Origin of the sequence: Amycolatopsis minnesotensis (assembly GCF_039529815.1) — a bacterium.
Classification (GTDB): Bacteria; Actinomycetota; Actinomycetes; order Mycobacteriales; family Pseudonocardiaceae; genus Amycolatopsis; species Amycolatopsis minnesotensis.
Map to the genome: position 1 here is coordinate 73,117 of NZ_BAAANN010000025.1, position 25,992 is coordinate 99,108.

Annotated in this window: 27 protein-coding genes; 17 read left to right on the forward strand and 10 right to left on the reverse strand. The window is 66.1% G+C overall.

The features are described from left to right. Nucleotides 1-77 precede the first annotated feature (77 nt). The 4 genes from pdxR to sauS form a co-directional block, all read right to left on the reverse strand. On the reverse strand, nucleotides 78-1,541 hold the full coding sequence (gene pdxR, locus ABD256_RS28270) for a MocR-like pyridoxine biosynthesis transcription factor PdxR (protein WP_344425438.1): 1,464 nt from the start codon (nucleotides 1,539-1,541) through the stop codon (nucleotides 78-80). A gap of 104 nt (nucleotides 1,542-1,645) precedes the next feature. Continuing rightward, a complete protein-coding gene (locus tag ABD256_RS28275; protein ID WP_344425441.1) occupies nucleotides 1,646-2,527 on the reverse strand; it encodes a succinate--CoA ligase subunit alpha in 882 nt (293 codons plus the stop codon). Continuing rightward, nucleotides 2,527-3,675, reverse strand: coding sequence for a succinate--CoA ligase subunit beta (locus ABD256_RS28280; RefSeq protein ID WP_344425444.1), 1,149 nt, complete (start codon nucleotides 3,673-3,675; stop codon nucleotides 2,527-2,529). Before ABD256_RS28280 ends, ABD256_RS28275 begins: the two co-directional genes overlap by 1 nt. 5 nt (nucleotides 3,676-3,680) lie before the next feature. Beyond that, a complete protein-coding gene (gene sauS / locus ABD256_RS28285; RefSeq protein ID WP_344425447.1) occupies nucleotides 3,681-5,093 on the reverse strand; it encodes an acylating sulfoacetaldehyde dehydrogenase in 1,413 nt (470 codons plus the stop codon). A gap of 263 nt (nucleotides 5,094-5,356) precedes the next feature. On the opposite strand from sauS, the gene ABD256_RS28290 reads away from it, so the two are divergent. Beyond that, on the forward strand, nucleotides 5,357-6,676 hold the full coding sequence (locus ABD256_RS28290; protein ID WP_344425450.1) for an MFS transporter: 1,320 nt from the start codon (nucleotides 5,357-5,359) through the stop codon (nucleotides 6,674-6,676). On the opposite strand, the gene ABD256_RS28295 is transcribed toward ABD256_RS28290, so the two are convergent. Further along, entirely contained in the window at nucleotides 6,669-7,454 is a 786-nt protein-coding gene (locus ABD256_RS28295; RefSeq protein WP_344425453.1) for an IclR family transcriptional regulator, read from the reverse strand. The two genes, ABD256_RS28290 and ABD256_RS28295, sit on opposite strands and share 8 nt — an antisense overlap. Nucleotides 7,455-7,462: 8 nt before the next feature. Continuing rightward, nucleotides 7,463-8,251, reverse strand: coding sequence for an IclR family transcriptional regulator (locus ABD256_RS28300; protein WP_344425456.1), 789 nt, complete (start codon nucleotides 8,249-8,251; stop codon nucleotides 7,463-7,465). Nucleotides 8,252-8,381: 130 nt separating this feature from the next. Here ABD256_RS28300 and ABD256_RS28305 point away from each other — a divergent pair, with 130 nt between their 5' ends. Next, complete coding sequence (locus ABD256_RS28305; protein ID WP_344425459.1) at nucleotides 8,382-9,416, forward strand: phosphotransacetylase; 1,035 nt, start codon at nucleotides 8,382-8,384, stop codon at nucleotides 9,414-9,416. A gap of 6 nt (nucleotides 9,417-9,422) precedes the next feature. Here the strand turns inward: ABD256_RS28305 and ABD256_RS28310 are convergent, their stop codons facing one another. Further along, the gene (locus tag ABD256_RS28310; RefSeq protein WP_344425461.1) at nucleotides 9,423-10,697 is read right to left on the reverse strand and encodes an MFS transporter; all 1,275 of its coding nucleotides are present in this window, start codon (nucleotides 10,695-10,697) and stop codon (nucleotides 9,423-9,425) included. A 170-nt stretch (nucleotides 10,698-10,867) separates the two neighbouring features. On the opposite strand from ABD256_RS28310, the gene ABD256_RS28315 reads away from it, so the two are divergent. The 5 genes from ABD256_RS28315 to ABD256_RS28335 all read left to right on the forward strand — a co-directional run bounded on the left by ABD256_RS28315 (nucleotide 10,868) and on the right by ABD256_RS28335 (nucleotide 13,121). Beyond that, complete coding sequence (locus ABD256_RS28315; protein WP_344425463.1) at nucleotides 10,868-11,242, forward strand: hypothetical protein; 375 nt, start codon at nucleotides 10,868-10,870, stop codon at nucleotides 11,240-11,242. Beyond that, on the forward strand, nucleotides 11,235-11,633 hold the full coding sequence (locus ABD256_RS28320; protein WP_344425466.1) for a hypothetical protein: 399 nt from the start codon (nucleotides 11,235-11,237) through the stop codon (nucleotides 11,631-11,633). Before ABD256_RS28315 ends, ABD256_RS28320 begins: the two co-directional genes overlap by 8 nt. Nucleotides 11,634-11,654: 21 nt before the next feature. After that, nucleotides 11,655-12,044, forward strand: a complete 390-nt coding sequence (locus ABD256_RS28325) for a hypothetical protein (RefSeq protein WP_344425469.1) — start codon at nucleotides 11,655-11,657, stop codon at nucleotides 12,042-12,044. A gap of 222 nt (nucleotides 12,045-12,266) precedes the next feature. Further along, nucleotides 12,267-12,881: a hypothetical protein gene (locus tag ABD256_RS28330; RefSeq protein WP_344425472.1), complete on the forward strand. Its 615-nt coding sequence runs from the start codon at nucleotides 12,267-12,269 to the stop codon at nucleotides 12,879-12,881. Between the two features lie 117 nt (nucleotides 12,882-12,998). Then, nucleotides 12,999-13,121: a hypothetical protein gene (locus tag ABD256_RS28335; protein WP_344425474.1), complete on the forward strand. Its 123-nt coding sequence runs from the start codon at nucleotides 12,999-13,001 to the stop codon at nucleotides 13,119-13,121. A gap of 356 nt (nucleotides 13,122-13,477) precedes the next feature. Here ABD256_RS28335 and ABD256_RS28340 read toward each other — a convergent pair whose 3' ends face one another. Together ABD256_RS28340 and ABD256_RS28345 are read right to left on the reverse strand one after the other, a co-directional pair. After that, nucleotides 13,478-13,930: a deaminase gene (locus tag ABD256_RS28340; RefSeq protein WP_344425477.1), complete on the reverse strand. Its 453-nt coding sequence runs from the start codon at nucleotides 13,928-13,930 to the stop codon at nucleotides 13,478-13,480. A gap of 33 nt (nucleotides 13,931-13,963) precedes the next feature. Further along, nucleotides 13,964-15,496: an NsdA family TPR-like regulatory protein gene (locus ABD256_RS28345; protein ID WP_344425480.1), complete on the reverse strand. Its 1,533-nt coding sequence runs from the start codon at nucleotides 15,494-15,496 to the stop codon at nucleotides 13,964-13,966. Nucleotides 15,497-15,664: 168 nt separating this feature from the next. Here ABD256_RS28345 and ABD256_RS28350 point away from each other — a divergent pair, with 168 nt between their 5' ends. From ABD256_RS28350 to ABD256_RS28395, 10 genes are all read left to right on the forward strand, one after another. Further along, on the forward strand, nucleotides 15,665-16,120 hold the full coding sequence (locus ABD256_RS28350; protein ID WP_344425483.1) for a hypothetical protein: 456 nt from the start codon (nucleotides 15,665-15,667) through the stop codon (nucleotides 16,118-16,120). A 477-nt stretch (nucleotides 16,121-16,597) separates the two neighbouring features. Next, the gene (locus ABD256_RS28355) at nucleotides 16,598-17,266 is read left to right on the forward strand and encodes a helix-turn-helix domain-containing protein (protein ID WP_344425486.1); all 669 of its coding nucleotides are present in this window, start codon (nucleotides 16,598-16,600) and stop codon (nucleotides 17,264-17,266) included. Nucleotides 17,267-17,286: 20 nt separating this feature from the next. Beyond that, nucleotides 17,287-17,523 (forward strand): AMED_5909 family protein, encoded by a 237-nt coding sequence (locus ABD256_RS44505; protein ID WP_425546536.1) that lies wholly within the window; start codon nucleotides 17,287-17,289, stop codon nucleotides 17,521-17,523. After that, complete coding sequence (locus tag ABD256_RS28360; protein WP_344425488.1) at nucleotides 17,511-17,924, forward strand: helix-turn-helix domain-containing protein; 414 nt, start codon at nucleotides 17,511-17,513, stop codon at nucleotides 17,922-17,924. Before ABD256_RS44505 ends, ABD256_RS28360 begins: the two co-directional genes overlap by 13 nt. Before the next feature lie 312 nt (nucleotides 17,925-18,236). Continuing rightward, on the forward strand, nucleotides 18,237-19,868 hold the full coding sequence (locus ABD256_RS28365) for an FtsK/SpoIIIE domain-containing protein (RefSeq protein ID WP_344425490.1): 1,632 nt from the start codon (nucleotides 18,237-18,239) through the stop codon (nucleotides 19,866-19,868). Continuing rightward, entirely contained in the window at nucleotides 19,868-20,302 is a 435-nt protein-coding gene (locus ABD256_RS28370; protein WP_344425493.1) for a hypothetical protein, read from the forward strand. Before ABD256_RS28365 ends, ABD256_RS28370 begins: the two co-directional genes overlap by 1 nt. Beyond that, nucleotides 20,302-20,733, forward strand: a complete 432-nt coding sequence (locus ABD256_RS28375) for a hypothetical protein (protein WP_344425496.1) — start codon at nucleotides 20,302-20,304, stop codon at nucleotides 20,731-20,733. The genes ABD256_RS28370 and ABD256_RS28375 overlap by 1 nt, the downstream gene beginning before the upstream one ends. Beyond that, the gene (locus ABD256_RS28380) at nucleotides 20,730-22,472 is read left to right on the forward strand and encodes a replication initiator (protein ID WP_425546533.1); all 1,743 of its coding nucleotides are present in this window, start codon (nucleotides 20,730-20,732) and stop codon (nucleotides 22,470-22,472) included. Before ABD256_RS28375 ends, ABD256_RS28380 begins: the two co-directional genes overlap by 4 nt. Before the next feature lie 357 nt (nucleotides 22,473-22,829). Then, entirely contained in the window at nucleotides 22,830-23,093 is a 264-nt protein-coding gene (locus ABD256_RS28390; protein ID WP_344425502.1) for a hypothetical protein, read from the forward strand. Between the two features lie 59 nt (nucleotides 23,094-23,152). Continuing rightward, nucleotides 23,153-24,397, forward strand: coding sequence for a tyrosine-type recombinase/integrase (locus ABD256_RS28395; RefSeq protein ID WP_344425505.1), 1,245 nt, complete (start codon nucleotides 23,153-23,155; stop codon nucleotides 24,395-24,397). Between the two features lie 191 nt (nucleotides 24,398-24,588). Here ABD256_RS28395 and ABD256_RS28400 read toward each other — a convergent pair whose 3' ends face one another. After that, the gene (locus ABD256_RS28400) at nucleotides 24,589-25,863 is read right to left on the reverse strand and encodes a hydroxyacid-oxoacid transhydrogenase (protein WP_344425508.1); all 1,275 of its coding nucleotides are present in this window, start codon (nucleotides 25,861-25,863) and stop codon (nucleotides 24,589-24,591) included. Between the last annotated feature and the right edge of the window lie 129 nt (nucleotides 25,864-25,992).

Sequence of the window (25,992 nt, forward strand, 5' to 3'; positions counted from 1 at the left end):
GGCCTCCGCAGGAGCGTCCTTCGGGCATGACGATTGCCGAAGCCCGCCGAGGAAGACGCCTTGCCGGATCGGCGGGGTCAAGAATCCAGCAGCTCGTCGCACACCTGACCGAGCAGCCGCACGCCCGGTTCGATCGATCGGTGCGGTACCGCGGCGAACCCGATCCGGAAGTGGTTGCGCGGGGCCGCGGGGCCTTGGAAGAAGATGTCGCCCGGTTCGATCAGGATGCCTTCGGCTTCGGCGCGGCGCACCAGTTCGCGGCAGTCCAGCCCGGGCGGGCCGGTCATCCAGAGGCTCACGCCGCCTGGCGGGTACGGGCCCTGTGGCCAGTGCAGGTGTTCCTGGACCGCACCGCAGGTCGTCTCCCACTTCCGCATCAGCTTGCCGCGGTAGCGCCGCAGTGCCCGGTGGTATTCACCGCTGGCGATGAGCAGGGCCAGCGCGCGCTGGAGGTGCCCTGGCGGATGCCGGAGCACGTACCGGCGGACCTCCCGCAGCTCGGCGACGAGTTCGCGCGGCCCGACCAGGTAGCCCAGGCGCAGGCCGGGGGAGAGGAACTTGGAGAAGGTGCCGAGGTAGACCGCGTCGCCGGTGCCGTCGAGCGCCTTGAGCGCGGGGGTGGGACTGCCCTGGTAGCGGAACTCACTGTCGTAGTCGTCCTCCACCAGCACCGTGCCCGCGGCGGCGGCCAGCGCGAGGAGCTGCCGCCGCCTGCCGATGCTCAGGGTGACGTTGCTGGGGTGGTGGTGACTGGGGGTCAGGTACAGCAGGTCGACGCCGGTGAGCGACTCCGGTGGCTTGAGCCCGCCGTGGTCGACGTCGATGCCCAGCACCCCGGCTCCGGTGCGCAGGAAGATGTGCCTGGCGTCGAGGTAGCCCGGGTTTTCCATGGCCACCTGCTGGTCCGGTCCGAGCAGTACCCTGCCGAGCAGGTCAAGCCCCTGCTGGGAGCCGACCGTCACCAGCACCTCGGCCGGGTCGGCTTCGATCCCGCGCGAGGTGAGCAGGTGCCGGCAGATCATCTCGACCAGCATCGGGTCGTCCGAGCCGAGGCTGTCCTGCAGGCTGTGGAACACGTGCGGCTGGTACAGCGCGTCGCGCAGGCACCGCGTCCACGACCGGGCCGGGAACGCGCTGACGTCGGTCTGCCCGGCCAGGAACGGGTACGGGTAGGTGTGCCAGTCCGCGCGCTTTTCGATGTGCGGGACGTCCGCGTCCGGGTAGCGGCGCATCCGCGCGGACCAGTCGATCCGCGAGCGGGTGTCGTGCTCCTGGACGGCGCAGTGCGGCCGCATCTCCGAGTTGACGAACAGGCCGCTGCGTTCCTTGCTCTCCACGTACCCCTCGGCCACCAGCTCCTGGTAGGCGAGGTTGATCGTGTTGCGGGAGACGCCGAGTTCGGCGGCCAGTTCGCGGGAGCTGGGCAGGCGATGGCTCACGTCGAAGGTGCCGACCGCGATGCCGTGTTCGATCGCGCGCCGCACCTGCCGGTAGAGCGGCTCCCGCGACGACCGGTCGATCTCGATCAGCGTTCTGGGCAACGGGTTCTCCTTGCTGCCCGTGCGGCTCGGCTCCACTGGCGCTACCTGAACTTAACCCTTCGGCGGGGTGTTCCGCATCCCTTCGCCCGGTCCCGTCCGGACGGTCACCGGGGCCGCACGCCCTGTGCCCGCAGCGCATCGCCGATCTCACCCGGCAGGTCGACGACGATCGCGCCCGCAGCCTCCAACGCGTCCACTTTGGACTGGCCGTCGCCCTTGCCCGCGTCGACGATCGCGCCCGCGTGTCCCATCCGGCGACCGGGCGGTGCGCTGCGCCCCGCGATGAACGCCACCACCGGCTTGTCCATGGTGGCCACGTAGGTGGCCGCGTCCTCTTCCATCGCACCGCCGATCTCGCCGACCAGCACGACGGCTTCGGTCCGTTCGTCGGCGTCCAGCTCGCGGACCGCGTCGAGCGTCGTGGTGCCGAGGATGGGATCGCCGCCGATGCCGATGAACGCGGACTGGCCGTACCCGCCGCGCACGAGGTCGAGCGAGACGAGGGTGCCGAGGCTGCCGCTGCGCGAGACGACGCCGACCGAGCCCGGCCGGAAGATGGTGTCCGCGAACCCCGGCATGATGCCGACCGAGGCCGCGCCGGGCACGACGAGGCCGGCCGTGTTGGGGCCGAGCACCGTGGTGCCGCGGTCGCGGGCGTGCGCGAGGAGCTGCATGACGTCCTGGTAGGGCACGTGCTCGGTGAGCAGCACGATCCGGCCGACGCCCGCGTCGATCGCGTCGGTGGCGGCCTTGCGCGCGGCGAGCGGGGGCACGAAGAGCACGCTGACGTCGATCGGGCCGCGTCCGGCCGCCGCCTCGGCCACGGAGTCGTAGACCGGCACCCCGCCGACCTCGCGCCCGCCCTTGCCCGGACTCGCCCCGGCGACGATCGTGGTGCCGCACTCGGCCATCCGCCCGGCCCAGAACGATCCCTGGCGCCCGGTGATGCCCTGGACGATGACCTTGTCCGTCGAGGAAACCAGCATCAGCGTCCCGCCCCTCCGGTCGTCGCCGCCGCTTCGATCGCGGCGCGCACCGCCTCGTCCATGGTGTCGAACGGATCGACGCCGAGCCGCTCGCGGACGAGCCGGATCGCCTTCTCTTCGCCCGTTCCGTGGATGCAGAAGAAGATCGGGATCGTGGGTTCCAGTTCCTCGATCGCCGTGAGCACGCCGTCGGCCATCACGTCCGTGCGGGCGAAGGCGCCGCAGAAGTTGACCACCAGGCTGCGCACGCGCGGGTTGCCGAGTACGAGCCCCAGCGCCGGTACCGCCTTGGTGTAGGCGTCCCCGCCGATTTCGAGGAAGTTCGCGGCACGCCCGCCGTAGTGGTGCACCGCGTCGAGCGTCGTCATGGTGAGGCCCGCGCCGTTGGCCAGTACGCCGATGTCGCCGTCCAGTTCGAGGTACTGCAGGCCGAGCGCGCGGCCTCGCCGTTCGAGATCCGAACCGGTGCCGTCCTCGCCGGTGAGGTGTTCGGCGAGCAGTTCGGCGTGCCGTCCCAGTGCGCCGGGGTCGAGTGTGATCTTGCTGTCCAGCGCGACCACCTCGCCGGTGGCCGTGAGCGCGAGCGGGTTGATCTCGACGAGTTCCGCGTCGATGCCCGCGTAGAGCCGGTACATCGCCAGCAGCGCCGAAACCAACTGCGCCGCAACGGGTTCCGGGAGTTCGAGGCCGTCGAGCAGGGATCGGGCGCCGGCTTCGGTCAGGCCAGCGCGGATGTCGACGGCGAGCCTGCGGATCGCGCCGGCGTTCTCCTCGATGTCCATCCCGCCCGCGGTCGAGAACAGCACCAGCGGGCACTTCCCGCGCGGGTCGTTGAGGATCGAGGCGTAGAACTCGTCCCGGATCTCCGCGCACTGCTCGACGAGCAGCTTGCCGACCGCGGTCCCGCCGAGCGTGACGCCCAGCAGGCTGCCCGCCGCCCGGCGCGCCTCGTCCGGCGACCCGGCGAAGCGGATGCCACCGGCCTTGCCCCGTTTCCCGGACGGCACCTGGCTTTTCAGCGCGACGCGGCAGCCGAGTGCGGCCGTCGCGCGTTCCGCCGCGTCCGGGTTCGTCACGACGGTGCCGCGCGGTACGCGCAGCCCCGCCTGCGCGAGCAGTTGCTTTCCCTGGTGTTCCAGCAGGTTCATCCGCGTCACCGTCCGTAGGTCTCGTGGTAGCGGCCCCACAGCTCGTCTTCGCCGGGGATGCGCTCGGGAATCACCCGCGCCAGCCGCGTGATGTTCAGGAAGTGCCGGTAGGACAGGTTTTCCGAGATGCTGTTCCCGGCCCAGGTGCCCGCGCCCATGGTCAGGGTGAAGCCGAGTCCGTTGTCGAAACCGCCTCCGGTGCCGAAGCAGTGCGCCTGGTTCACCAGCACCCGTGCCACGCGCAGCCGTTCGGCCACCAGCCTCGCCCGGTCTTCGGAGCGCGTGTGGATACCGCAGGAGTGCCCGGCGCCCTGGTGGTCGAGCAGGCGCTGGATCTTCTCGAGCGCGGCGTCGAAGTCCGCGAACCGGTAGACGGCCAGCACCACCGAGAGCTTTTCGCCGCTGAAGGGATGGTCCGGCCCGATCCCGTCCTCCTCGACCATGAAGAACGCGGCCGCCCGGGCTTCCGGTGAATCCAGGCCCGCCAGCGCCGCCAGCTTTTCCGGTGGCTGCGCGGTCACGGCCGTGCTGAGCTTGCCGTCCGGCCACATTACCCCGCGCAGGCGGTCCTTCTCCGCTTCGGAAAGCAGGTAACCGCCCTGCGACCGCAGCGCGTCGACGGTCCGCTCGTACACCGCGGCGTGGATGTGCACCGAATTCTCCGACGAGCAGCTCGTGGCGTGGTCGAAGGTCTTGCTGCGCTTGATCTTCTCGGCGGCGTCGGCGATGTCGGCGTCGGCGTCCACGATGACGGGGGCGTTGCCCGCGCCGACGCCGATCGCCGGGGTGCCGCTGCGGTAGGCCTGCCGGACGTTGCGCTGGGACCCGGTGACGACGACGAGATCGGCCTGCCGCATCAGCTCGGCGGTCAGCTCCTTGGTCGGCGAAGCGACGTACTGCACGAGATCGCGGGGCGCGCCGATCCGGTCGAGTTCCGCGTGGATGTGCGCGACGAGCAGGCGGCAGGTCGACTCGCCCTTGGGGGAGGGGGAGAGCACGACGGCGTTGCGGCCCTTGAGCGCCATCATGGTCTTGTTCGCAGGCGTCGCCGCCGGGTTCGTCGACGGGCACACGGCCGCCACCACGCCGACCGGTTTCGCGTACTCCGCGATTCCCCGCACCGGGTCTTCCCGCAGCAGGCCGACCGATTTCGCGCCGGTCAGGTCCCGCAGCGTGCCGAGCGTCTTGCGGCGGTTCTTGGCGATCTTGTCCTCGACCTTGCCGAGACCGGTGTCGCGCACGGCCAGTTCGGCCAGTTCGGCCGCCCTGTCCTCGCGGTAGATCGCCCACGCGGCGCCGCACACCACGTCGTCCACCCGCTGCTGGTCGTAGGTTTCGAAGACGGCTTGCGCGGCCCTCGCCCGCACCAGCAGCGCGGCGATGGTCGCCGCCGGGGTGTTGTCCTGCAGTGCCGCCATGGCCTGCCTTTCGTGAGTCGCCGCACACCGACGTATTTCACAGACGCATTTCACAGACATATTTCACATTGTGGCATCGGATTCCACAAAGTTACGGGCGACGGGTCGGCCGCGTCAATGCCGGGCCGGGCGGCCCCGCTGATCGTGACCGTTGACACACCGCACGGCCGGACCTACCTTCGTTGGAATCCACTTCCAATTAATGGAAGTACGGCACCGGTGCCGGTCACCGCGTGCCCGTGTCCGGACAGGCGGTGCACCGAATGCAACTTCGAATCCCGTCCCGATCCACGGTTCCCGCGCGGACGGCCGCACCAGGGCCGTTGCGCGCCTGCCGGGGCCGCGTGCGCGGCCGAGTCCTGCTCCTGCTGTGCGGGATGTACTTCATCACCTACCTGGACCGCGTGAACATCTCCACCGCGGCGCCCCACATCCGCCACGACCTGGCGTTGTCCAACACCCAGCTCGGCCTCGTGCTGTCCGCGTTCGCCATCCCGTACGCGTTTTTCCAGGTCTTCGGCGGCTTCCTCGCCGACCGGTACGGGCCGCGCAAGCTGCTGTGCGCGGTGGGCGTGGTGTGGGGTCTGTCCACTGTGGCCACCGGGTTCGCCAGCGGCATGGTGACCCTGTTCGCGGCGAGGCTCGCGCTCGGCTTCGGTGAAGGTGCCGCGTTCCCCGGTGCCACCCAGGCGATGTCGCGCTGGCTGCCCGCCGATCAGCGCGGGTTCGGTCAGGGGATCACGCACGCGTTCGCGCGGCTCGGCAACGCGGTCGCCCCGCTGGCTGTCGCCGGGCTGATCGCGCTGTTCGACTGGCGCGCCGCGTTCTGGGTGCTCGGGGTGCTCAGTCTCGGGTGGACGGTGCTGTGGGCGCGCACCTACCGTGACCGACCCGCGGACCACCCGAGGATGACGGAGACGGAACTCGGCGAGCTGTCGGCGGGGCAGCGCGCCGACGAACGGCCGCCGGTGCCGTGGGGTCCGCTGCTGCGCCGGATCCTTCCACTGACCTTTGTGGACTTCACCTACGGCTGGATGCTGTGGGTGTACCTCACCTGGATCCCGTCGTTCTTCGCGGGCAGCTACGGGTTGCGGCTCCAGCAGTTCGCGTTGTTCAGCGCGCTCGTGCTGTGCGCGGGCGTGGTCGGGGACATGGTGGGCGGCATGGTGTCCGACACCCTGCTCCGGCGAACTGGCAGCCTGCGCATCGCCAGGCGCTCGGTGCTCGTCGCGGGTCTGCTCGGTTCGTTCGCGTTCATCGTGCCCACGCTGTTCGTGCACCGGCTCGGGGTGGTCACGGTGTGCCTGGCGCTGGCGTTCTTCTTCCTGGAGCTGACGAATCCCGTGCTGTGGTCGATCCCGATGGACGTCGCGCCGGACCACGCGGGCACCGCGGGCGGGCTGATGAACACGGGATTCGGCCTCGCGGGCGTGCTCTCACCCGCGGTGTTCGGCTTCCTGGTCGACCGCAGCGGTAGCTGGGTACTGCCGTTCGGGGTCTCGGCCGGGCTGCTCGCCGTCGGCGGGCTCGTCTCGTTGCGGGTCGACCCGGCGAACAAGCTGCCGATCAGCGGGGTCAGATGAGGTAGCCGTGCGGGATGGCGGCGGTGACTTCGCGCGCCGCGTCGACGGCGAGCGACGCGAGCTCGGGGATCCGGCCGGTGGGCATCCGGAACTCGGGGCCCTGGATGGCCACCGCCGCCATCGCGGCACCGTCGGCGTCGAGCACCGGCGCCGCGACGCCGCAGACGCCGGGCACGCGCTCGCCCCGGTTGACGGCGAACCCCTGGTGCCGGGTCAGGTCCAGATCGCGGCGCAGGCCGGTCGCCGAGGTGATCGTGGTGTCGGTCAGCCGGGCCAGATCGCCGAGCCGCGTGATCTCGGCGTCGAGGTCGGCGGCGAACGCCAGCAGGGCCTTTCCGGTGCTCGTGCAGTACAGCGGCACTCGCGCGCCGACCGGCTGGGTGAAGCGCAGCGGCTGCGCCGACTCCACCCGCAGCACGACCAGCCCCTCGTCGCCGTCGCGGACCACCAGGTTGACCGACTCGCCGGTTTCCGCGGCCAGGCGTTCGAGCAGCGGCTCGGCCGCGTCGAAGCCGAGTGTGCGTTCGGCGGCCCGGCCGAGCAGGAACGCCTCACGGCCGAGCCGGTACCGCTCGGTCCGCTCGTTGCGCGCCACGTACCCGGCGGCGACCAGCGCCTTCGCGATGCGGTGGACGGTGCTCGTGTTCAGGTCGAGCGCGCGGGCGATCTCGGTGATCCCGGCGTCGCCGTCGGTGTCCCGCAGCACGCGCAGCACGGCCAGCGCCCTGACGATCGTCTGGGTGCCGGTGATCTTGCCGGTGGTTCCGTCCGCTGCCATGGCAGTGCTCAGAAGCTGTGGCCCGGCGGCAGGAGCGCGGAGATCTCCTTGGCCGCGGCCGAAACCTGGGGCCCCAGCTTGCCGAACCGGTCGTCGGGCATCCGGACCGCGGGCGCCTGCACCGCGATCGCGGCCCTGGCCACGCCCGCGTCGTCGCAGATCGGCGCGCCGACGCACCGGACGCCGACGGTCGACTCCTCGTCGTCGGTGCTCCAGCCGCGCGCCCTCGTCTCGACGAGGTCCGAGCGCAGGCTCTTGGCGGTGGCATGGGTCTTCGCGGCGACGCGTTCGAGCCGGGTGACGCCCTTGAGGACCCGGCGCTCCACCTCGGTGTTGAAGGCGAGGAGCGCCTTGCCCATCGACGACGCGTGCAACGGGACCCGGGTGCCGGGCGGCTGCGTGAAGCGCAGCGGCTGGGTGGATTCGATGCGCTCGACGACGACCGCGGCGTCGCCCGCGAGCACGCCGAGGTTGACCGATTCGCCGGTGCTGGCGGCCAGCTCCTGCAGGACCGGGTACACCACGTCGAGCCCGAAGTTGTGGTGCGCTGCCTGGCCGAGGAGCAGCGCGCCGGTGCCGAGGTAGTAGCGCTCGTTCTCCGCGTTCTGCGCGAGGAAGTCCTCGGCGACGAGCGCGCGGACGATGCGGTGCGCGGTGCTGAGGTTGAGCTCCAGCTCCTTCGCGACCGCGCCGACGCCGAGGTCGCCTCCGTGGTCGCGGAACAGGCGGAGCACGGCGAACGCCCTCGCCACCGTCTGCGCGCCGACGACCCGGCCGTCCTCGGGCTTGGGACTCATCCGATACCTCCCCTGTCACATGTTGGAAGTAGCTTACCGGCCGCCGCCGATACTGTGCGATCGCTCGCAAGCTCTTCAATTTGTGGAAGTAGCTTCTATAGTGTGGAAGTAGTCGATTCGGGAGGTGACCATGGAACTCGCAGCCGAGTCCGGTGTGGACGCTGCGGCGGAGCTGCTCGCCGCCTGGTCGCGACGGATCGACGGGCTGGAGATGCGTGTCGCGCTGCCGGACGGCGCCGACCCGAGGGCGATCACCGCGGCGCTCCGGTTGCACGAGCAGGGGGTGCTGCGGCCCTGCCTGGTCGGGGACGGCGCGGAAATAGCGGCGGCGGCGGTGGAGCTCGGTGTCGCGCTGCCCGGCGAACTCGTGTCCGAAACGGCCGAGCTGGCCGCTGAGGTGCGCGAGACCTTGGCTTCGGCGCTTGCCGGACGGAAACCCGCCGATCTCCTAGACGCGCAACAAGATCCCCTTTCCCTCGCCGGTGCAGGGCTCCGGGCGGGCGTGTTCGACGCGTGCGTCGCGGGCGCGACGCGGCCGACCGCCGACGTGCTGCGCACCGGCCTGCGGATCGTCGGCGTGCGACCGGGCGCGGGCAGCGTGAGCAGCTTCTTCCTGATGCTGCTCGCCGACGGTCGGGTGCTGGCGTTCGCCGACTGCGCGGTGCTGCCGGAGCCGGACGCGGGCCAGCTCGCGGACATCGCCATCGCTACGGCGGCGTCCTTCGGGGCGTTGACCCCCGCCGAGCCCCGCATCGCCATGCTGTCGTTCTCGACGCAGGGCAGTGCGGCGCACGCGAGCGTCGACAAGGTGCGCGCCGCGACGGAGCTGGTCCGCGTGCGGGCGCCCGGCCTCGCGGTCGATGGCGAGCTGCAGTTCGACGCCGCCGTGGTCGGTGCGGTCGGTGCCGCGAAGGCGCCGGGTTCGGCGATCGCCGGGCACGCGAACGTCCTGGTCTTCCCCAACCTGGACGCCGGGAACATCGGGTACAAGATCGCCGAGCGCTTCGGCGGCGCGACCGCGCTCGGGCCGGTGCTGCAGGGCCTTCGCCTGCCGCTCAACGATCTTTCGCGGGGCTGCTCGGCACGCGACATCGAGGTGATGGCCCTGATCAGTGCCGCACAGGCGGCGGGCAGCACTCCCGAAGGCGCGCCGCCCGCCGCGTGAACGGGGTCAGGCCGCGGAAACCCGCAGCGAATCACCGGCTTCGGCCGCTTCGGCGTCCTCGGTGAACAGATCCCGTTTCCGGATGGCCAGCGTGCAGGCCGTGCTCACCGCCGTCGCGGCGAGCACGTAGGCCAGCACGAGGCCGTAGCCGCCGCCCGCCGCGCCGACGAGCCAGGCCAGTATCAACGGCGTCAGCCCGGAGGCGAAGATGCCGGAGAACTGGTAGACGAACGAAATCCCGGTGCAGCGGACCGGCGTGGGGAACAGCTCGGCGTAGAACGCCGCCTGCGGCCCGTACATGACCGGGTAGCAGACGCCGAGCACCACGACCAGCGACACCGCGACGAGCACCGGCTGGGCCGTGCCGAGCGAGGCGAGCGCGGGATACGCCGCGACCCCGGTGAGGATCGCGCCCAGTGCGAACACCTGCCGCCGCCCGAAGCGATCGGACGTCCTGCCGAACACCGGGATGAACACCAGCATCACCGCCGCGGCCGCCATCACGCCCAGCAACAGCGGCTGGCGGCTCATCCCGATGGTGCCGGTGCCGTAGGAGATCGAGAACACCGCCCAGGTGTTGAACGCGATGCCCTCGTGTAGCCTGCTGCCCATCCCGAGCAGGACGTGGCGCCGCGAGCGACGGTCCTTGGCGAGTTCGAGCGCCGGCACGGTCGCCTTGGCCTCGTGCTGTTCCATCTTGCGGAACGCGGGCGTCTCGATGACCTTGAGCCGGATCACCATGCCGACCAGCACCAGGATCGCGGAGAGCTCGAACGCGATCCGCCAGCCCCACGACAGGAACGCGTCACCGGGCATCACCGAGTTCAGCCCGGCGAAGACCCCGGTGCCCAGCATGAGGCCCAGCGCGAGCCCCATCTGCGGGAAACTGCCGTAGAACCCGCGTTTGCCCTTCGGTGCGTATTCGACCGCCATCAGCACGGCGCCGCCCCACTCACCGCCGATGGCGACGCCCTGGGCGAGCCGCAGGAGCACGAGGATGACCGGCGCGGCCACGCCGATCGTCTCGTAGGTGGGGATGAGGCCGATCGCGCAGGTCGCCAGCCCCATGATCAGCATGGTCGCGATCAGCGTCCGCTTGCGCCCGACGCGGTCGCCGATGTGCCCGAAGATCAGCCCGCCGATCGGCCGCGCGATGAAGCCGAGCGCGAAGGTCGCGAACGACAGCAGCGTGCCGACCAGCGGGTCGTCACTGGGGAAGTAGAACTTGTTGAACACGATTCCGGCAGCGGTGCCGTAGAGGAAGAAGTCGTACAACTTCATCCCCGGTCACGGGGCCTGCGGGTATTCCCCGGCGCACCCGCTCTGACCTGCTGGTTTGCTCTTGTTGGGTCCGGTTGCGTCCGAGCCGATCCGGACGTCTGACGGCCTGGTGACGGCCTGGCGGGTTGTCGGCGGATGCTGAAGATAGCGGCCTTCTCTAAGCTGGTGAAATGACGGAACGGATCTTGGACCATGTGAAGGTCGGGGGCCTCGTGACGCGGGGTGTCCAGGCGGAGTTCGATGCGTTCGGAGACCAAGCGGGGTTGACTCGGCTGACGTGGACCGTGACGGCGACGGCTGATTACCGGGCTCGGCCGTTGCTGGCTGTGGTGGGTCATCTGATCGCTTGGGAGAATCTCGCTGCCGCTCAAACGGCACTGGAGGGTTGGGCTGCTGCGCTCGGGCTCGAACAGGTGGATACCTCGCAACAGGAAAGCCCGATGATCGAGTTCCGAGGTTTCGCAATGACTTCGATGACGGTGCAAGTGATAGCGATCGGCCGTGCCGCTGCCGATGCTGCGGTGCGTGAGGTGTCCGGTGTCTGAGGTGATCGACTTCGCCGAGATCGCGTCACGGGGTGATGACGGGTTGCAAGCCGCGATGGACCAGTTCGCGGACGAACAGGGGCTTACTCGCCTGGCATGGCGCACGGTCGAAGGTTCGGTGATGGCAAAGTACATTGCTCCGGCGACGCGTGAAATTTGCGGCACCTTGGGCAAGTGGCCCCATGTGTGGCCTGGCAGGGAAGAGGTGGAATCGATTTTCCGTCCGTGGGCTACGGTGTTGGATTTGGGAGACTCGACGCTGTGGCCTAACGGCGTGTTCTTCACCGGAACCTTTGGCGATTTAAAGGTCAAGGTCGGTAATACGAAAATAGACTATCCCGAAACTCCGGTTGATGAGTTCATGATGGTGGAACGGTCGGACAGGGCATGACGCGGAGGAAGGGTAAGGATCATGGCTGTTGGGCGTTTGTTTGATGGGGTCGAAGTCCACGACGATGCACATCAGATCGTGGGCAGCATCGTGAAAATGGGGATTCAGAACCGGTTCGATGATCTCGCGGACGGGGACGGCTTGACGCGGCTGTTGTGGCATCACGAGGCGGGGGTGCCGGGTGTTCCGCCGGAGGTCTTGGTGCTGCGTGGGATGTTGTGGCCCGCGCGTGGCTGGGATGAGTCGGTCAAGGTGCTTGAGGCGTGGGCGGAGAACTTGAAGCTCGCGCGTGTGCCGGAACCGGGTCTGCTGGTATTCGCTGGAGTGTGGTCTGACGTGGCGGTACAGGTGTTCGCGGAGGCTCCGGCCGGTGAGCTTGCCCGACCTGGTACGTGGGCGGGGACCTGGTAGCGCGGGCCAGAGGACGACGACGGTAGGTGAGTGGCTGGGTGCCTGTTCGCCGCCGTTTCCCTCGCCCCTGCCGATCCCTAGCGGTGAGAGGGCCGTGTCAAGGCACGCTTTCCCGCCTTGATGCGGTCGGCTCACCGCTAGACGCTGAAATGCGAGGGATGGTCTGGGTGACCTCGCGTTGCGTTTCCCTGGTCATGATTGGACTGGGCTTATGCTGTGGGCATGGGCGCGGAGATCAGCGGGCATGACGACCGGGTGCAACCGGGGCTGGCGGTGATGATGCGACCCGAGCTGCTTGTGAGTGGGCAGCGATGGCGTGATGGTCTGGAGCGGATCGAGGCGTCTGCCAAGTCCATTAAAGACGTTCTGGCGGTCATCGGCCCGAAACATCCTGCGGTGCAAGGGATCGCGGCTGTGCAGGAACTCCTGCGCGACTGGCGGGAGCATTTCGCCACGATCGACGCGGACGAACCCGAGCAGGCGCAAGCAATCGCAGCCTGGGAGCAAACCTCCGCGTTCGTCCGGGACCTGTATGAGACCGAGATCAAACCCTACTTTTTCGGGGGGCGTCGTGTCGTTGAGGACGTGGATTCGTCGGCTGGCAACGCGGGAGGCTCGGCCGGTGCTGTGTCGGACCTGCGGCACCCGGCACGTGGTACTGAGTCAGCAGCCGGGTCATCTGGTGGGCACACCGGTGCCCTGTACAGCCTCGACTACACGGTCTGCTGGCCGGACGGGCGGGTCATGCTGAGCCTTGGTGGGGAAGGGTCCTCGGCGGATGTCGCGCGGATGCTGCGGGACGCGGCCGAAACCGTCGAACGGACCACCGCAAGCTGATCGTGGCCACAAGATCGTGGCTGGTCGGTAGGCTGGTTGTCGTTCCCGCCGGGGCCTCCTCCCCTTTTGTTGGCCCCTGCTGGGAACGCCCCTCGGTGTCGGCCTCCCTCGGTACCGATGGGCCTTCTGCTGCTCGCGCTGCTGCGGCTCGCTGAACATGCCTGCGACCTGGGGATCTCTTCCACAATTCCGCGGTTGGTCGTGGGCCTGGCGGGCGTGGTGGATGTCACGGACGCGTGAGGGTCTGGCCTGCGGCTTGTCGGGTGGGTCTGTGGGTCGGCGCTGGCGGTGGCGCGCGCACGGGTGCCGCGTTTCGTCGGCGCGCCCGAGACCGGGCGGCCGGAGCGGAGCGGCAGGCCGATCCGTGTCGTGGGGGCGTGCCGACGAACGCAAGGTGACGGGCGCGCCGCCGACGGCGGCGCCTTGATCCCATAGAGCTAAATTCGGCAACGATGCAAGTACTGGCCTCACAGCCGAACCGTGGAGCTCCATGATCGGTCGGGGAGGGCCGAACCGGCGAACGCTGGGATTGGTTGAACGGGTGTCACTGGTAGCGACGGCTGCGGCGGCGCTGCTCCTGTGCCCCCGTAACGCACTCAGGAACCGCCAAGGTTGAGGTGCTTGTTCGGTGCAAGTGCGGCCTCGGCGAACGCGGGAAGCTCGACAACTTCGACACCGGCATCGCGCATCTGCTCAACTCCGACCACGCCCGTTACGAAGAGATCGGGCTCTCGCCACGCGATGACGCAACGTTTGATGCCCGATTTAATGATGAGCTGGGCGCAAGGCGTCGGCCTGGACGCACGCTGCGAACATGGCTCCAAAGTGGAATACATAGTGGCACCAGGTAGCCGGGGATCGTCGGCAGGCACTTTAGCTAATGCGGCCTCTTCCGCGTGAACCTTCGAATCTGTCTCGCGTGAGTAGCCCGTGGCTATCTCGTCGCCGTTCGCGTCAACGATTACGGCGCCAACTGCGAACGCAGCCTCAGACGGAGGGCATTCCCACGAAAGCTCAACGGCCTTTTGCATCCAACGATCGTCGTTCATGATTTCCTCGCCAAGTTTGCGGTGTCGATGTGACTATTTCCGAACTGATGAGCCGGTTAGGGCAGCGGTGAATTTCTTTACACTGTTTGCTTTAGGCCATTTTGCCTCAAGTTCCTTGTTAAGCTGCCTAAGGTAATGCAATATTCGTGACGAGTTAGTTTCGCGCGCGATCCACAGTGCCTTGGTGCCAATTTCAACGGCTGTGTCCGGGTCGGCTGCCCCGGCCTTCGCTAGTGCTTGCCACGCAAGGTAAACACCTCGGTCGCGCCGGAAGGTGGAAGGCAATCCTCTCAACGCGGTTTGAAACGCTTCCGCCGATTTGGCATACTCGCCGAGCGCGGCGAAACTGTGTCCTTCGTAAACTGAAAGATACTCGGCAGTAAAGAACAGGCCATACTTGTCTTCAGGGGTGGTGTTTAAGTGTTCGAGTTGAGACCTGGCTAAGTCGTATAGCTTGGCGCTTTCCGTAGCGTCACCGCGTAGCGCGTAGCCATGAGCGGCGAAAGTGGCAGCTACTGCGCTAACTCGGGGTGACCGCGACATGGCAAGCGCGGCTTCCCCTGAGTCTATAGCCTCAGGGGCGTCACCAAGATCTGAGGATAGCTGACTCCGGCGCGCGAGTATAAAAGCGGCAGTATTGGGCTCACGAGATGAATGTGCCCATTGCAAAGATCGGTCAATCCAAAAACTGGCCTCTTCGTATTTTCCGCTATCCTGGTAAAGCCACCCTAGAAGGTCGGCGAACTGAGTCTGAACCCCAACCAGTCTATGGTAATCTTCGCCCCGCCATTGCCGCCGCAATGACTGCATCGTGGCTATTTGCTCCCGGACGGTTTCCATTATCTTACCCGGTCCGAACAAATTATCGTTGTCGGCCAGAACTGACTTCATTTGCGTGAAATGAGAAACCGGATTCACTTCGGAGTCTAGGAGACTTGAAGCTTGTTCGTCGGAGTTTGAATCTGGCACATTCGAGAACTCATTTATGCTAGAATTTTCGCCAAGAAAACCAGTTCCGGAAATAACGCCCAGAGATCCCGCAAGAATGGTCCGCCTTGGAACGTTCACATTAACCACGTCTCCACTGTGAGAAGTCGCTGGAAATACCACCATTTCATTGTCATTCCGTTGACTGTCACTATCTAAAGGTTCCTGTGGGACCAATCCAAGATCTGGCGGGGTTTTCACAAATGCGAAAGCGGCATCATTATAAAATTCGTCAGATGTGCCCGAATGACTAACGCCTCCCGCTCCCTTTGGAACGAATGAAACGCGTTTTTGAAAGTCGGGCTTAAATAAGTCGTCGGCGGCCCAGCCGGGTAGGAGGTGCTCCAGCACTCGGCAGTGTTCCGAGTGTGGAATTGTCTTAACGTCACCTTTTAACCAACGGTAGAACTGGGCTTTTGCGGGAGGGTTCGCCTTTGCGATTCCCGCTTCAACTGCCGCTTTTCTGTACTCTTCGCGGAAAGCTGTATAGCTATGCAAATGGCGCTTCTTGAGCAATTGTTTCAAGACGGTGGGCATGTGGTCCACCGCTTGCCCTTCGTGGCCGTCAGTGCTGCTCATGAGCCCAGCCTACCAGATGAGACCTGGTGAGAAGAGACACGGTGAGACCTCCATGAGACCAGAAGAGACCAGGTGAGGGCACTACGGCACCTCCGTGAGACCTCGTCGGCGCCGATAGTTGTAGGTGTCGCCGAGAGTCGGCGGTGGTAGTGGAGGTGACTGTTAGTAATGGCTATCGAAAAAGGCGCTCGATTCGAAGTGTCGTTTGACTACGCGTTTCCGAACGGCCTGATGATGATGGGTGAGGTTGCGCCGGACACTGACTACCAGTCGGGTAAACAGATTATTGATGAGAGGACTGGTAAGCGTCAGTGGAAGATCAGTGCGGCGGACCCTGCGGAGGTGAAAGCGAACCGTGCTTCGTTTGAGGTGAAGTTTTGCGCTGATGTTCAGCCGGTGCCGGAAACTCCGGAGCTTGCTCCGGGTACTGGTGTGCGAATGGTCGAATTGGAAGGGCTGGCGGCTGAACCGCGCGTGAAGGGTCAAGGGGAATACAAGTTTCTGGGATACGTGTTCTGGGCTTCCGGGTTCAAGGCGGTTAAGAGCGGTTCCGGGTCGGGATCGAGTAGCGCGAAGGCTGCTCGGGCTGATGCGGGGGCGGATTCGTCAGCTAAGGCTGCGTGATCGTGCGGTGTGTAAGGAGGTGATCGGAATGGATGGCTTTAACCCTTCTTACGAAAGTGTCATGGCGTGGGAGCACGCCTATGTGCGGTACTCCCATGCCGTGGCCGCTATGGACAGGCAGCCGCGTTCGGATGACGTGGTGAGCCGCTATCAGGTGGCGTCGCGTGAGCTGGCGCATGCCTGGCGGCAGCTCGTCGTTGGTGGGAGTGGTCCGTGGTGGGTGAACGCTGCGGTGTCCACTTCTGCCGAGTCGTTAGAAAATCAGGCGCGCGAGTGGGACCTTCGGGAGACCGATGATCCGGTCACTCCCACTGGCGCTTCGTGGTTCGGCGACGGTCCTACTGCTGGCGGCTGGTTCGGGGACAGTCCGGTCTCCGAACCGCCTCCGGCCACCCGGCCTTCGGGGCCTTCGGGAGCTGCTGGGCGTGCTCCGCGCGGCGGTGGGCGTCATAGCTTGAGGAATGAAGAGGGCGAACGATGACGAAACTTACTGTGGTACCCGGGAAAGGGGAGTCTCCCTCTGTGGATCGGGCGTACTGCGAGAGGGTTCTTCTCGCGCGTGAACCGGAGCTCATCGCGTTTGTGTCACTGGGTGCTCGACTGCGGCATCTTCGCGTTGGTCACGGCCTGAGCCGAAAGGAGCTGGCGGAGAAGTCCGGGTTGGACGCCGACACGGTTGCCAACATGGAGAGTGATCACGTGATGGGGCCGCGCCGGTTACTTGAGTTGCTTCGGGTCGCGGAACCGCTGGGCGTGGAGGCTAAGCAACTGGTTTTGCTGGCTGCGGATGATTTGGCGGCACGGTCCGACTGGTTGTCGAAGCTGGCTATGTATGAGCCGGATTCGCACGTGGTCGAGTTCGCCCCTGGGCGGTGGGGCTCGCGGCTGAAAGGGGCGCGGCATCACCGTTCTGAGCACGGAAGGACACCGCTCGGGGTGGTGCTGCGACGGATGCGGCGGCAGGCGGATATGAAGCTGGCAGACTGCGCGCAGCGGGCTCGTCGTTCGGTGTCGGGGATGTGCGATGTCGAGAACGGCCGTCGTCAAGTGTCCACTGTAGACAGTCTGGTCGGGTGGTCGGTGGGCCTGTGGGTGCCGCTGGATGACCTGACCGAGTTCGTGATCGAGCACAGGACGGACCGGTGATGGAGGTGGAGACCGAAACGATGCCCATCACGCTGGAGGCCGCTGCAAGGTACTCGCGAGAGCGGCGCCCCGCGCATGACGCGCCGGTCGTGGATTGGATCAGGCATCGGAAAATGCAGGTAGAGCTCTATAAAAGGGTAGCAGAGAAGGACATCGAAAACCGAAAGGACGCCTTGCGCTTATTGGCAACAATAAAATATACACTCGAAGATATGCGTGAAAGGTACGCGAGGGGACAGCGGGAATGGGCGAGTTGACCGATTCGATTTTCACGCTGGACGATTGTCCGGTGTGCGTGGAGATCAGACGTATCTACTCGGAAGGTCCGTCGCCGTTCGGGTTGCAACTGCATCGGATTCGGGAAGCGAAGGGGATGCAGCTTGGCCCTGTGGCAGACCGTGCGGGATTCAGTCACTCCCACGTGCGGCGGATGGAGAGGGCGATGCCGTTGGACACTAAGCCGATGTTGCACAGGGTCGAGACGGCCGTACGGATCGCTCAGGGACTCCAGGTGCCACCGATGCACATGGTCGTGCTGGCGACGCTGAATTTCCTTGCCTGGCAGCGGGAGTACGGCACTCAGGTGCAGAGGTCGGCGCGCAGGAAGAGCGCTCGGATGCACGAGAGAACGGGGGTGCCGAACCGAACGCGCAACTGAGATCAACGACACGTGACAAGTTAACAGGAAACCAATTCAGCACGTGCGGGCGTGCGTTATATAAACACGTCCGCACGTGCCTAAATCCAACTTATAAAACACAGAAGCGGCTCGTGGCTACCAACCTTCACCGCTTCTGTGTCCCGTTCACTGGAGGTGAACTATGACAACGATAAATGACAACGAACAACCGGCGCTAGGCGGGGTCACCCGAATGGACCGGAAGCGCGTCACGTGCCGGGTCGTGCTGCCGTTGGACGTGGTGGCGCTGCTGTCGCTCGTGCTGGGCGTGGCGGGGAACGGGGGTGCGCGATGAACGTTCACTCTCCGGGTTTCCTCGTACTGCTGGTGCTCGCTCTCGGGCTGGTGGTGTGGGTGCTGGCCAAGGTTGGCCGTGCCCTGGCCGCTGTGGTGGAAACGTTGGCGTTCCTGGCTTTCCTGGCGGTCGGGCTGTGGTGGATCACGCGGACGTGTCTGTGGTTGCTGCGGCAGGTCGGCGTGCACTGGCGTACTTCGGTCGTCCTGGTGGCGGCGTGGGCCTGGTGCTCGTTGCTGGGCTGGGTGTCGCTGGTGTGCTCCGCGGCTTCGGTCGCGTTTGTGCTGGTCACGTGGCGGTTTCTCGACGAAATCCGGTTCGATCATTGGTGTGGTCGGCATCTTCGGGCGTCCTGGATGCGGTGGACGGTCTACCACCGGAAGCTTCCGGGCTGGCTGCGGGCCTGCGGCCTGACGGTCTCCGACGATGTGACCCCCATCGATGTGACGGTCAGCTTTCTGGGTCGGCGACGGCTGCCGGGCCGGATTGGTCGCGGCCGTACCGCTGCGTCGTCGGTGGACAGCTCGGCGCGGGTGGCGGTTCCTCGGCTGTTGAGCGTGCGTTCGGGTGCCTCGTGGGATGAGGTGCGGCTAGAGCTGGTGCCGGGGCAGACGCCGGAAGATTTCGACGACGCGGCGCGGGCGCTGGCCTCGGCTCGCAAGGTGTCGCGCTGTCAGGTTCGGGAACTGGCTCCGAATGTGGTGTCGGTGGATTTCCAGCGGCGGGACCTGCTGGCGGTTCCGGTTCCGTGTCCCGCGCTGCCGGAACTGGGCGGCTCGCAATCGCACGGGGTTGACCTGCGGCGGGTCTGGTCTGGGCGAACGGAGTACGGGCACGACTGGCATATGCCGTTGTTCGGGTCGGGTGCTCACCTGCTGGTGGTCGGTGCTACCGGGTCGGGCAAGAACTCGTTCATGTGGTGTCCGCTGATCGCTGCGGCTCCTGCGATCCGGGCGGGGAACGTCCGCCTGTCCGGGATCGATCCAAAGGGGATGGAACTCGCGTACGGGCGCGGGATTTACGCCCGATACGCACAGTCCGGAAAGGACGCTCTAGAGGTGCTCGATTCGCTGATCGACGTGATGGAGGACCGTAAGCGGGAGTTCGCCGGGCTACTGCGGTCGGTGCCGGTTTCCACTGAACATCCGCTGGAGCTGCTCGACTTTGACGAGATAGCGGCGCTCACGAAATACACCGATCGTAAGACCAAAGAGGCCATTGTGGAACGGTTGTCGCTGATCACCACTCAGGGGCGGGCGCTGGCCGTGACGGTGCGCGGCTACGTCCAGGAACCCACGAAGGACACGGTTCCGGTGCGGGAACTGTTTCCCCGGCGGGCATGCCTGCAAGTGACCGCGAAATCACATGTCGGGATGGCCTTGGGTGACGGTGCCTACGAACGCGGTGCGTGGGCGAACCGCATCACTGACCCCGGTGTCGCCTACGTGTGGGGTGAGGGTCTGCGGGAGCCGCTGCGGGTCCGTGCCGGATGGGTTCCTGACGACACGATCAAGGCGTTTGAGAACTACGTGACAAACAACGGAAACCGTGTGATCGCACTGTCCGAACGAGACACGAACAACAACCACGGCCACCCCGGTGGCCACAACGAGAGGGGGGCGGCGTGATGAGCGCGGCCGACGGCGTGAAGAACCATCTACGAGCACTGCTGTCCCATGTGGACAAATACGATTTGGCGCCGTTGCGGGCAGTTCATGTCACCAACGGCTACGAGATCGGGGAAGACCGAACGGTGATCATGGCGCGGGTGCGGGACGCGGGCCTGTCGCCGGTGGCGTGGGCGCTGGTGAACTGGGCCGCGACGCTGGAAGCTACCTCGGCTGTGCTGTGGCGGCCAGCGGATGGCGGGGTGTTCCTCGGCGTCAAGGGAAAGCTTCCGTGTGGCGCGCAAGTCAAGGTGTACGGGTTCGTCATGTTCGGCGTGTGGACCCTGTCCGGGGTGGAACCGGGCCATTTCGAGGACATCCCGATTTCCCGGCTGCTGGAGTACGCCCAGACCCGCACCGTGGGCGAGGCCAACGACGATAAGGGGGGTAAGTGATGAACGCGGGTGACTCGGTGCGTAATTTCGTGGCGGCGTTCCTGTCGCATGTGGACAAAAACAAGGAGCTGCCGCCCGTGCGGCGGTTGATGGTGACCGATAGGGCATACCCGTTCGAGGATGAGCCCGTATCGATGTGTGTCGCGGATGGGCCGCTGTCGTCGGTGGCGTGGGCGCTGGTGTGCTGGGCCGCGTCCCTGGCTGAGGTGTCAGTGCACCTGTGGCGGAGCACCGGACGAGACGGCGAGGTCCAGGTGCACGTGGAGGGTCGTCTCAGCTCCGGGGTTCCGGTGGATGTGTATGGCTTCGTCGCTTTCGGCGCGGGTGTGTTCCCGAACTTGGAAAGGGGAACGTTCAGCGTGGTTCCGTTGTCGGAGCTTCTGGAGTGGGCCAAGCCGATCGACGGCACGGGTAAGGGGGTGGTCGTATGACAGCCGGGGACCACGGTCGGGACGCGGTGACGGGTAGGAGGCAGCCGGCGGCGGGCGGCCCCTCGGCGGCATCGGTGGATGGGGCTGGGTCGGGGCCGCCCGCTGCCGTCTGCCGGACGCCGCTCGTCCCACTGGCCGCTGAGGTGATCAAGGCGACGGCGGAGAAGCACGGGGTATGCACGCGGCCGTTCACGATGGAGGTAGCCGACACCGAAACCGGAGAGCTGCGGTACGTCCCGATCCCGTGCGGGTCCACGGTGGAATCCGTGTGCCTGCCCTGCGCGAGGAAGGCGAAAGCACTTCGGCAACAACAGTGCCGGGAAGGGTGGCATCGCGACACGGAACCGGAAATCCCCCCGGCGGAGAAGCCCTCAGAGGGGCATACGGAGCTGCTGGAGTTCCGGGCTGATCTCGTGGCCCGGTACCGGGACCTGACCGCGCAGAGCGGCGCTGAGGGCTTGGCGGAGATGGACCAGGCGCAAGCGGACGAACTCCGTGAAGAGGTTGTGAGTGTGGACGCGGAACTTCGGCAACTCGGGTTGCGGGGGCGGTTGCCTTCCCTCGACGTGCCGACGCGGCGCCCGGTGAAGCGTTCGACGAAACGGCGGCAGGACGCGCCGAACCTGCCTCGCCGGAAGGTGGCCAAGACGACAGTGGGAAGGGAGTACGCCGGACGCTTCCGGCCGTCCATGTTTGTGACGCTGACCTGCGACTCTTACGGGAAAGTCCGCGGTGACGGGTCGCCGGTGAATCCGGCCACCTACGACTACCGGCGGGCAGCTCGGGACGCGGTGCACTTCTCCGCGCTCGTCGACCGCTGGTGGCAAAACCTGCGGCGGGTCGTCGGCTGGGATGTGCAGTACTTCGCCACCGTGGAACCGCAGAAGCGGACCGCTCCGCACCTGCACGCGGCCGTGCGGGGCTCGATGTCCCACGACACGATCCGCCTGGTTACCGAGGCCACCTATCACCAGGTCTGGTGGCCGAACCACGATGAAATCGTGTACGTCGAACGGATGCCGGTCTGGGACATGCGCACGAAGTCCTTTGTGGACCCTGATACCGGGGTGCCGCTGACGGCATGGGATGACGCGGTGGAGAACGTGGAGACTCCGGCGCATGTGGTGCGATTCGGGCAGCAAGTGCACTCGAAGGGAATCCTCGGCGGCACCGAGGAATCCGCGCGGCACGTCGGCTACCTCACCAAGTACCTCACGAAAAGTACGGGTGAGGTGGTGGTGGCCGATACGGCGGCGCTGGCCGATCATCACGATCGGTTGCATGCGGAGCTGGCTATCACCCCGTGCTCGCCTCGATGCGCGGTCTGGGTGCTGTATGGCATCCAACCCAAGGGCGTGTCGTCGAAGCTGACTCCGGGGCACTGCAAGGGCCGTGCGCATCGGCGCTCCACGCTCGGGCTTCCGGGTCGTCGCGTGCTGGTGTCGCGGAAGTGGTCAGGAAAAACCCTCGGGGACCACAGAGCCGATCGAAAGGCTTTCGTCGCGGCCGCGTTGGCGGCGGTCGGGATCGAGAAACCCGAGCCCGATCCCGCGCGGCTGGCCTGGCGCAAGGTCGAAACCAACGAGCCCGGCCTACCCCCGCGTGACCACCTGATCATGCACGCGATATCAGAACGGATCGCCTGGAGGGCCGAGTACGACCGGGCCATGCTCGCCGCGTCCGGGCCACCCGGTGACCCCGGCCCGGAAACTTCGGCAACTCAGGACTTGGCGGCCTGACATGGGACGGAAAGGAGGTGATGCGGTGGTAAGAGGCGCTAGAGGCGTGCCCCCGGAGCAACTGTGGACCCCGGAAGACCTGTCGGACTTCTTGAGGATTCCCGAGAAAACTCTTCGCGATTGGCGTTTCAAGGGATACGGGCCACAGTGGGTCAGGATGGGCAAACACGTCCGATACGTGCCTAAAGACGTAATGGCGTGGGTGACCGGACTCGGCGACTCCTGCGCAGCATAAAAAACACCAGAAATGGGCACATATTTTCCCGCATCCCTTGAATATCGGCAAGGGATGCGGGAAAATGATATGTGTACACCGGATAAGGGAGCCGCGAATACGCCTCCCGGAAGGGAAACATCATGAGTGTCGAGATCACCGATAGTGAAATGGTGTGCGATGTCACGGGCATAAGCGCGAAGTGTACGCCTGAGGGCTGGGTGGTGCCCTGGATACCTGATCGGGTCTTTACCCGTAATGCGGCACTCACCGCGATGGTGCTGGGTGAGATCTACTACCGGTGCCCACTGAATGACCGGATGTGGCTGCACGCATCTAGCTTCGAACAGGAAATCGGTATCGGCGAAACCTACCGGCCCGCGTGGGCTCGAAAGAAGGTCGCGTAATGAAAGGTCATGTACAAGATCGGTGGACGCGTCACAAGAGAGACGACGCTGGTAATTTTGTGTACACCAACAAGGGCCGCCCTGTCCGGGAAAAAACGGCACTGTACGGGGTCGGTCTGCGGTACAAGGTCCACTACTACGACCCGGACGGCAAGGAACGTAACCAGTCCTTCCCGGACAAGGCCAAAACAAAAGCCGATAACTTCTTGACAAAAATGCAGCACGACGTGCTCTCGGATGACTACGTGGACCCGAAAGCGGGTGACGAGTTATTCCGCACGTACACGAAACAATGGATGAAAGGCCAGTCGGCGGATGCGTCTACCCGCCAGACCGTGGAGAGCAGGCTCAAAAACGGCGTGTATCCGATGCTCGGTGACAAGTCACTTCGAGTTGCGGGGCGTGTCGATACCATCCGGGATTGGATGGAGTGGATGGAACGGCCGGTGTCCGAGGGCGGGAAGTGCTACCTCGCGTCCTACCGCGCGCAGCTCTTCGACCTGGTGTCAGCCATCCTAAATTCGGCGTGCGACGACAAGAAAATCAAGAAAAATCCATGCGCGGCGAAAAGTATCAAACGGCCGAAGAAGGACGGCCGGAAAATCGTTCCGTGGCCGGAGGAACGCGTGCACGCGGTCAAGAACGCGCTACCGGGACCGTACAAGATCGCGGTTCCCCTCGGCGCGGGCGCGGGACTTCGGCAAATGGAGATCTTCGGGTTCAGCCCCGATGACGTGGACCGCAAGAGGTCGGTGCTCAACATCCAACGTCAAATCCGCTGGATCGGGCGGGTTCCGGTGTTCGCCCCACCCAAGGGCGGCAAGACGCGTGAAGTTCCTGCGGGCGCGGGCCTGCTAGACGAGATCGAGGCACATCAGGCAGAGTTCGAGCCGGTAGAGGTTACGTTGCCGTGGCTGGAACCCAAGGGCCGCCCGGAAACTGTGCGGCTGCTCATCAACAGACAGCGGCTTCGACTGGCCCGCACAGCCACCAACCCGTTCGATGTCGTTAGCGGTGCGGCGTTCGCCACTCGTGCGTGGCCGAAAGCGTTCGCTGACGCGGGTTTGGTGTACGTGCCCCGAATTGACAGCATGCATGGGCTACGGCACTTCTTCGCCTCCATCATGCTCGCCAACGGGGTCAGCATCAAAGAGTTAGCCGAGTACCTCGGACATCACGACCCCGGTTTCACGCTGAGGATCTACACCCATCTCGTACCCTCCAGCCACACCCGCGCACGCGCGGCCTGCGACATGATCTTTACCCCCGCTGCCGCGTCCGAACCTGAGGCACTGGCCGCCTGACGGCCTGGCGACGGCCTGACTGCCTAGAACACACCTAAATAGCTGGTCAGAGTGGGTGCGTGAAAGTTGTCGTACCACTCAACCGTGGTCCCGATGACGCTGGACGCCACGACGGTGCGGAGCTCACGACGATCGGCCCGCTCGGTGTTCTTCGCTGTGCCTGTCATACCCGTGTTCCTCCAAGGTGTCGGTCACAGGGACTGCAGGAAGATCTGCTCGGCCGCGGGCCGGTCGAGCGGGCGGGGGACCACCGCGAGCTGCCGCGTCTGCTTCAGGGTGCCGTCGACGAGCTCGGGCACGTCGTCCTTTGTGTACCCGAAGCTGCGCAGCCCCGACGGCATGCCGATATCGGTCATCAGTTCGGTCAGCACGTTCGCCAGCGCTTCGGCTCCGTCGGTCCTGGTGAAGGTGCGGCCGGACAGCAGTTCCGCGGCGCGCAGGTGCCGCGCGGGGTCGGCGGGGTAGGTCCAGCGGAACACCGCGGCCGCGGTGGCCGAGACCGCCTGGCCGTGCGGCACCATCGGCATCTCGGGGTAGCCGTCGGCCCGGTACTGCTTGACCGCGCCCGCGACCGGATAGGCGTTGGCGTGCGGCAGGTGCGTGCCCGCGTTGCCGAACCCCGTGCCCGCGTAGGTCGACGCCAGCGCCATCTGGGTGCGCGCGGCGAGGTCGTGTCCATTGCAGACAGCGGCGCGCAGGTTCTCGCCGACGAGCTTGAGCGCCATTTCGCACCACACGTCGCTGATCGGGTTCGAGCCGCAGAACGCGGGCCTGCGCATCGGGTCCTCCGGCGCGGCCTTGGCGTCGTAGCGGATCGCGGTGTAGCTCTCCAGCGCGTGGGACAGCACGTCCATGCCGCTGGCCGCGGTCACCTGCGGGGGCAGCGTCAGCAGGGTCCTCGGGTCGACGACCGCCAGTGACGGCCGCAGCTTCGGGTGGCTGACCCCGGCCTTGAGGTGCAGGCCGAGGAAGTCGATCACGCAGATCGTGGTGGACTCCGAGCCGGTGCCCGCCGTCGTCGGCACCGCGATCAGCGGTTTGACCGGCAGCCACGGCGCCTTGCCGCCGCCGATCGGCGGGGTCACGAAGTCCAGCAGCTCGCCGGGGTGGGTGGTGAGCAGGTTGACCGCCTTCGCGGTGTCCATTGCGGACCCGCCGCCGATCGCGACGAAGGCGTCCCACTCCCGCTGGCGGGCGAACTCGACGGCTTCGGTGATGCTCTCGTCGGTGGGTTCCACCGCGACGCCGTCGTAGATCTCCGCCTTCAGCCCGGCGGCGAGCAGGGTCTCGCGGACCCGGTCGGGGATCCCGGTGTCCCGCACGCCGGGGTCGGTGAGGACGAGAACCGTGGCCGCACCCGTTGCGGCCACCTCCCCGCCGATCTCGTCGAGCGCACCCGGCCCGAACTTCAGCGGCGGGGCGGCCCAGGTGAAGACGCTCTCGTTGGGATGGATCTCCGGCACCATCGACGGCTCCAATCGTTGACACTATGTGGGAGTGACTACCACTATGTGGCAGGAACGGTAGGTGAGGGAGCCGCTGCCGTAAAGCCCGGGTTTTTCGCCCGGCCGGATTTTCAGACCAGACGGGAGCCG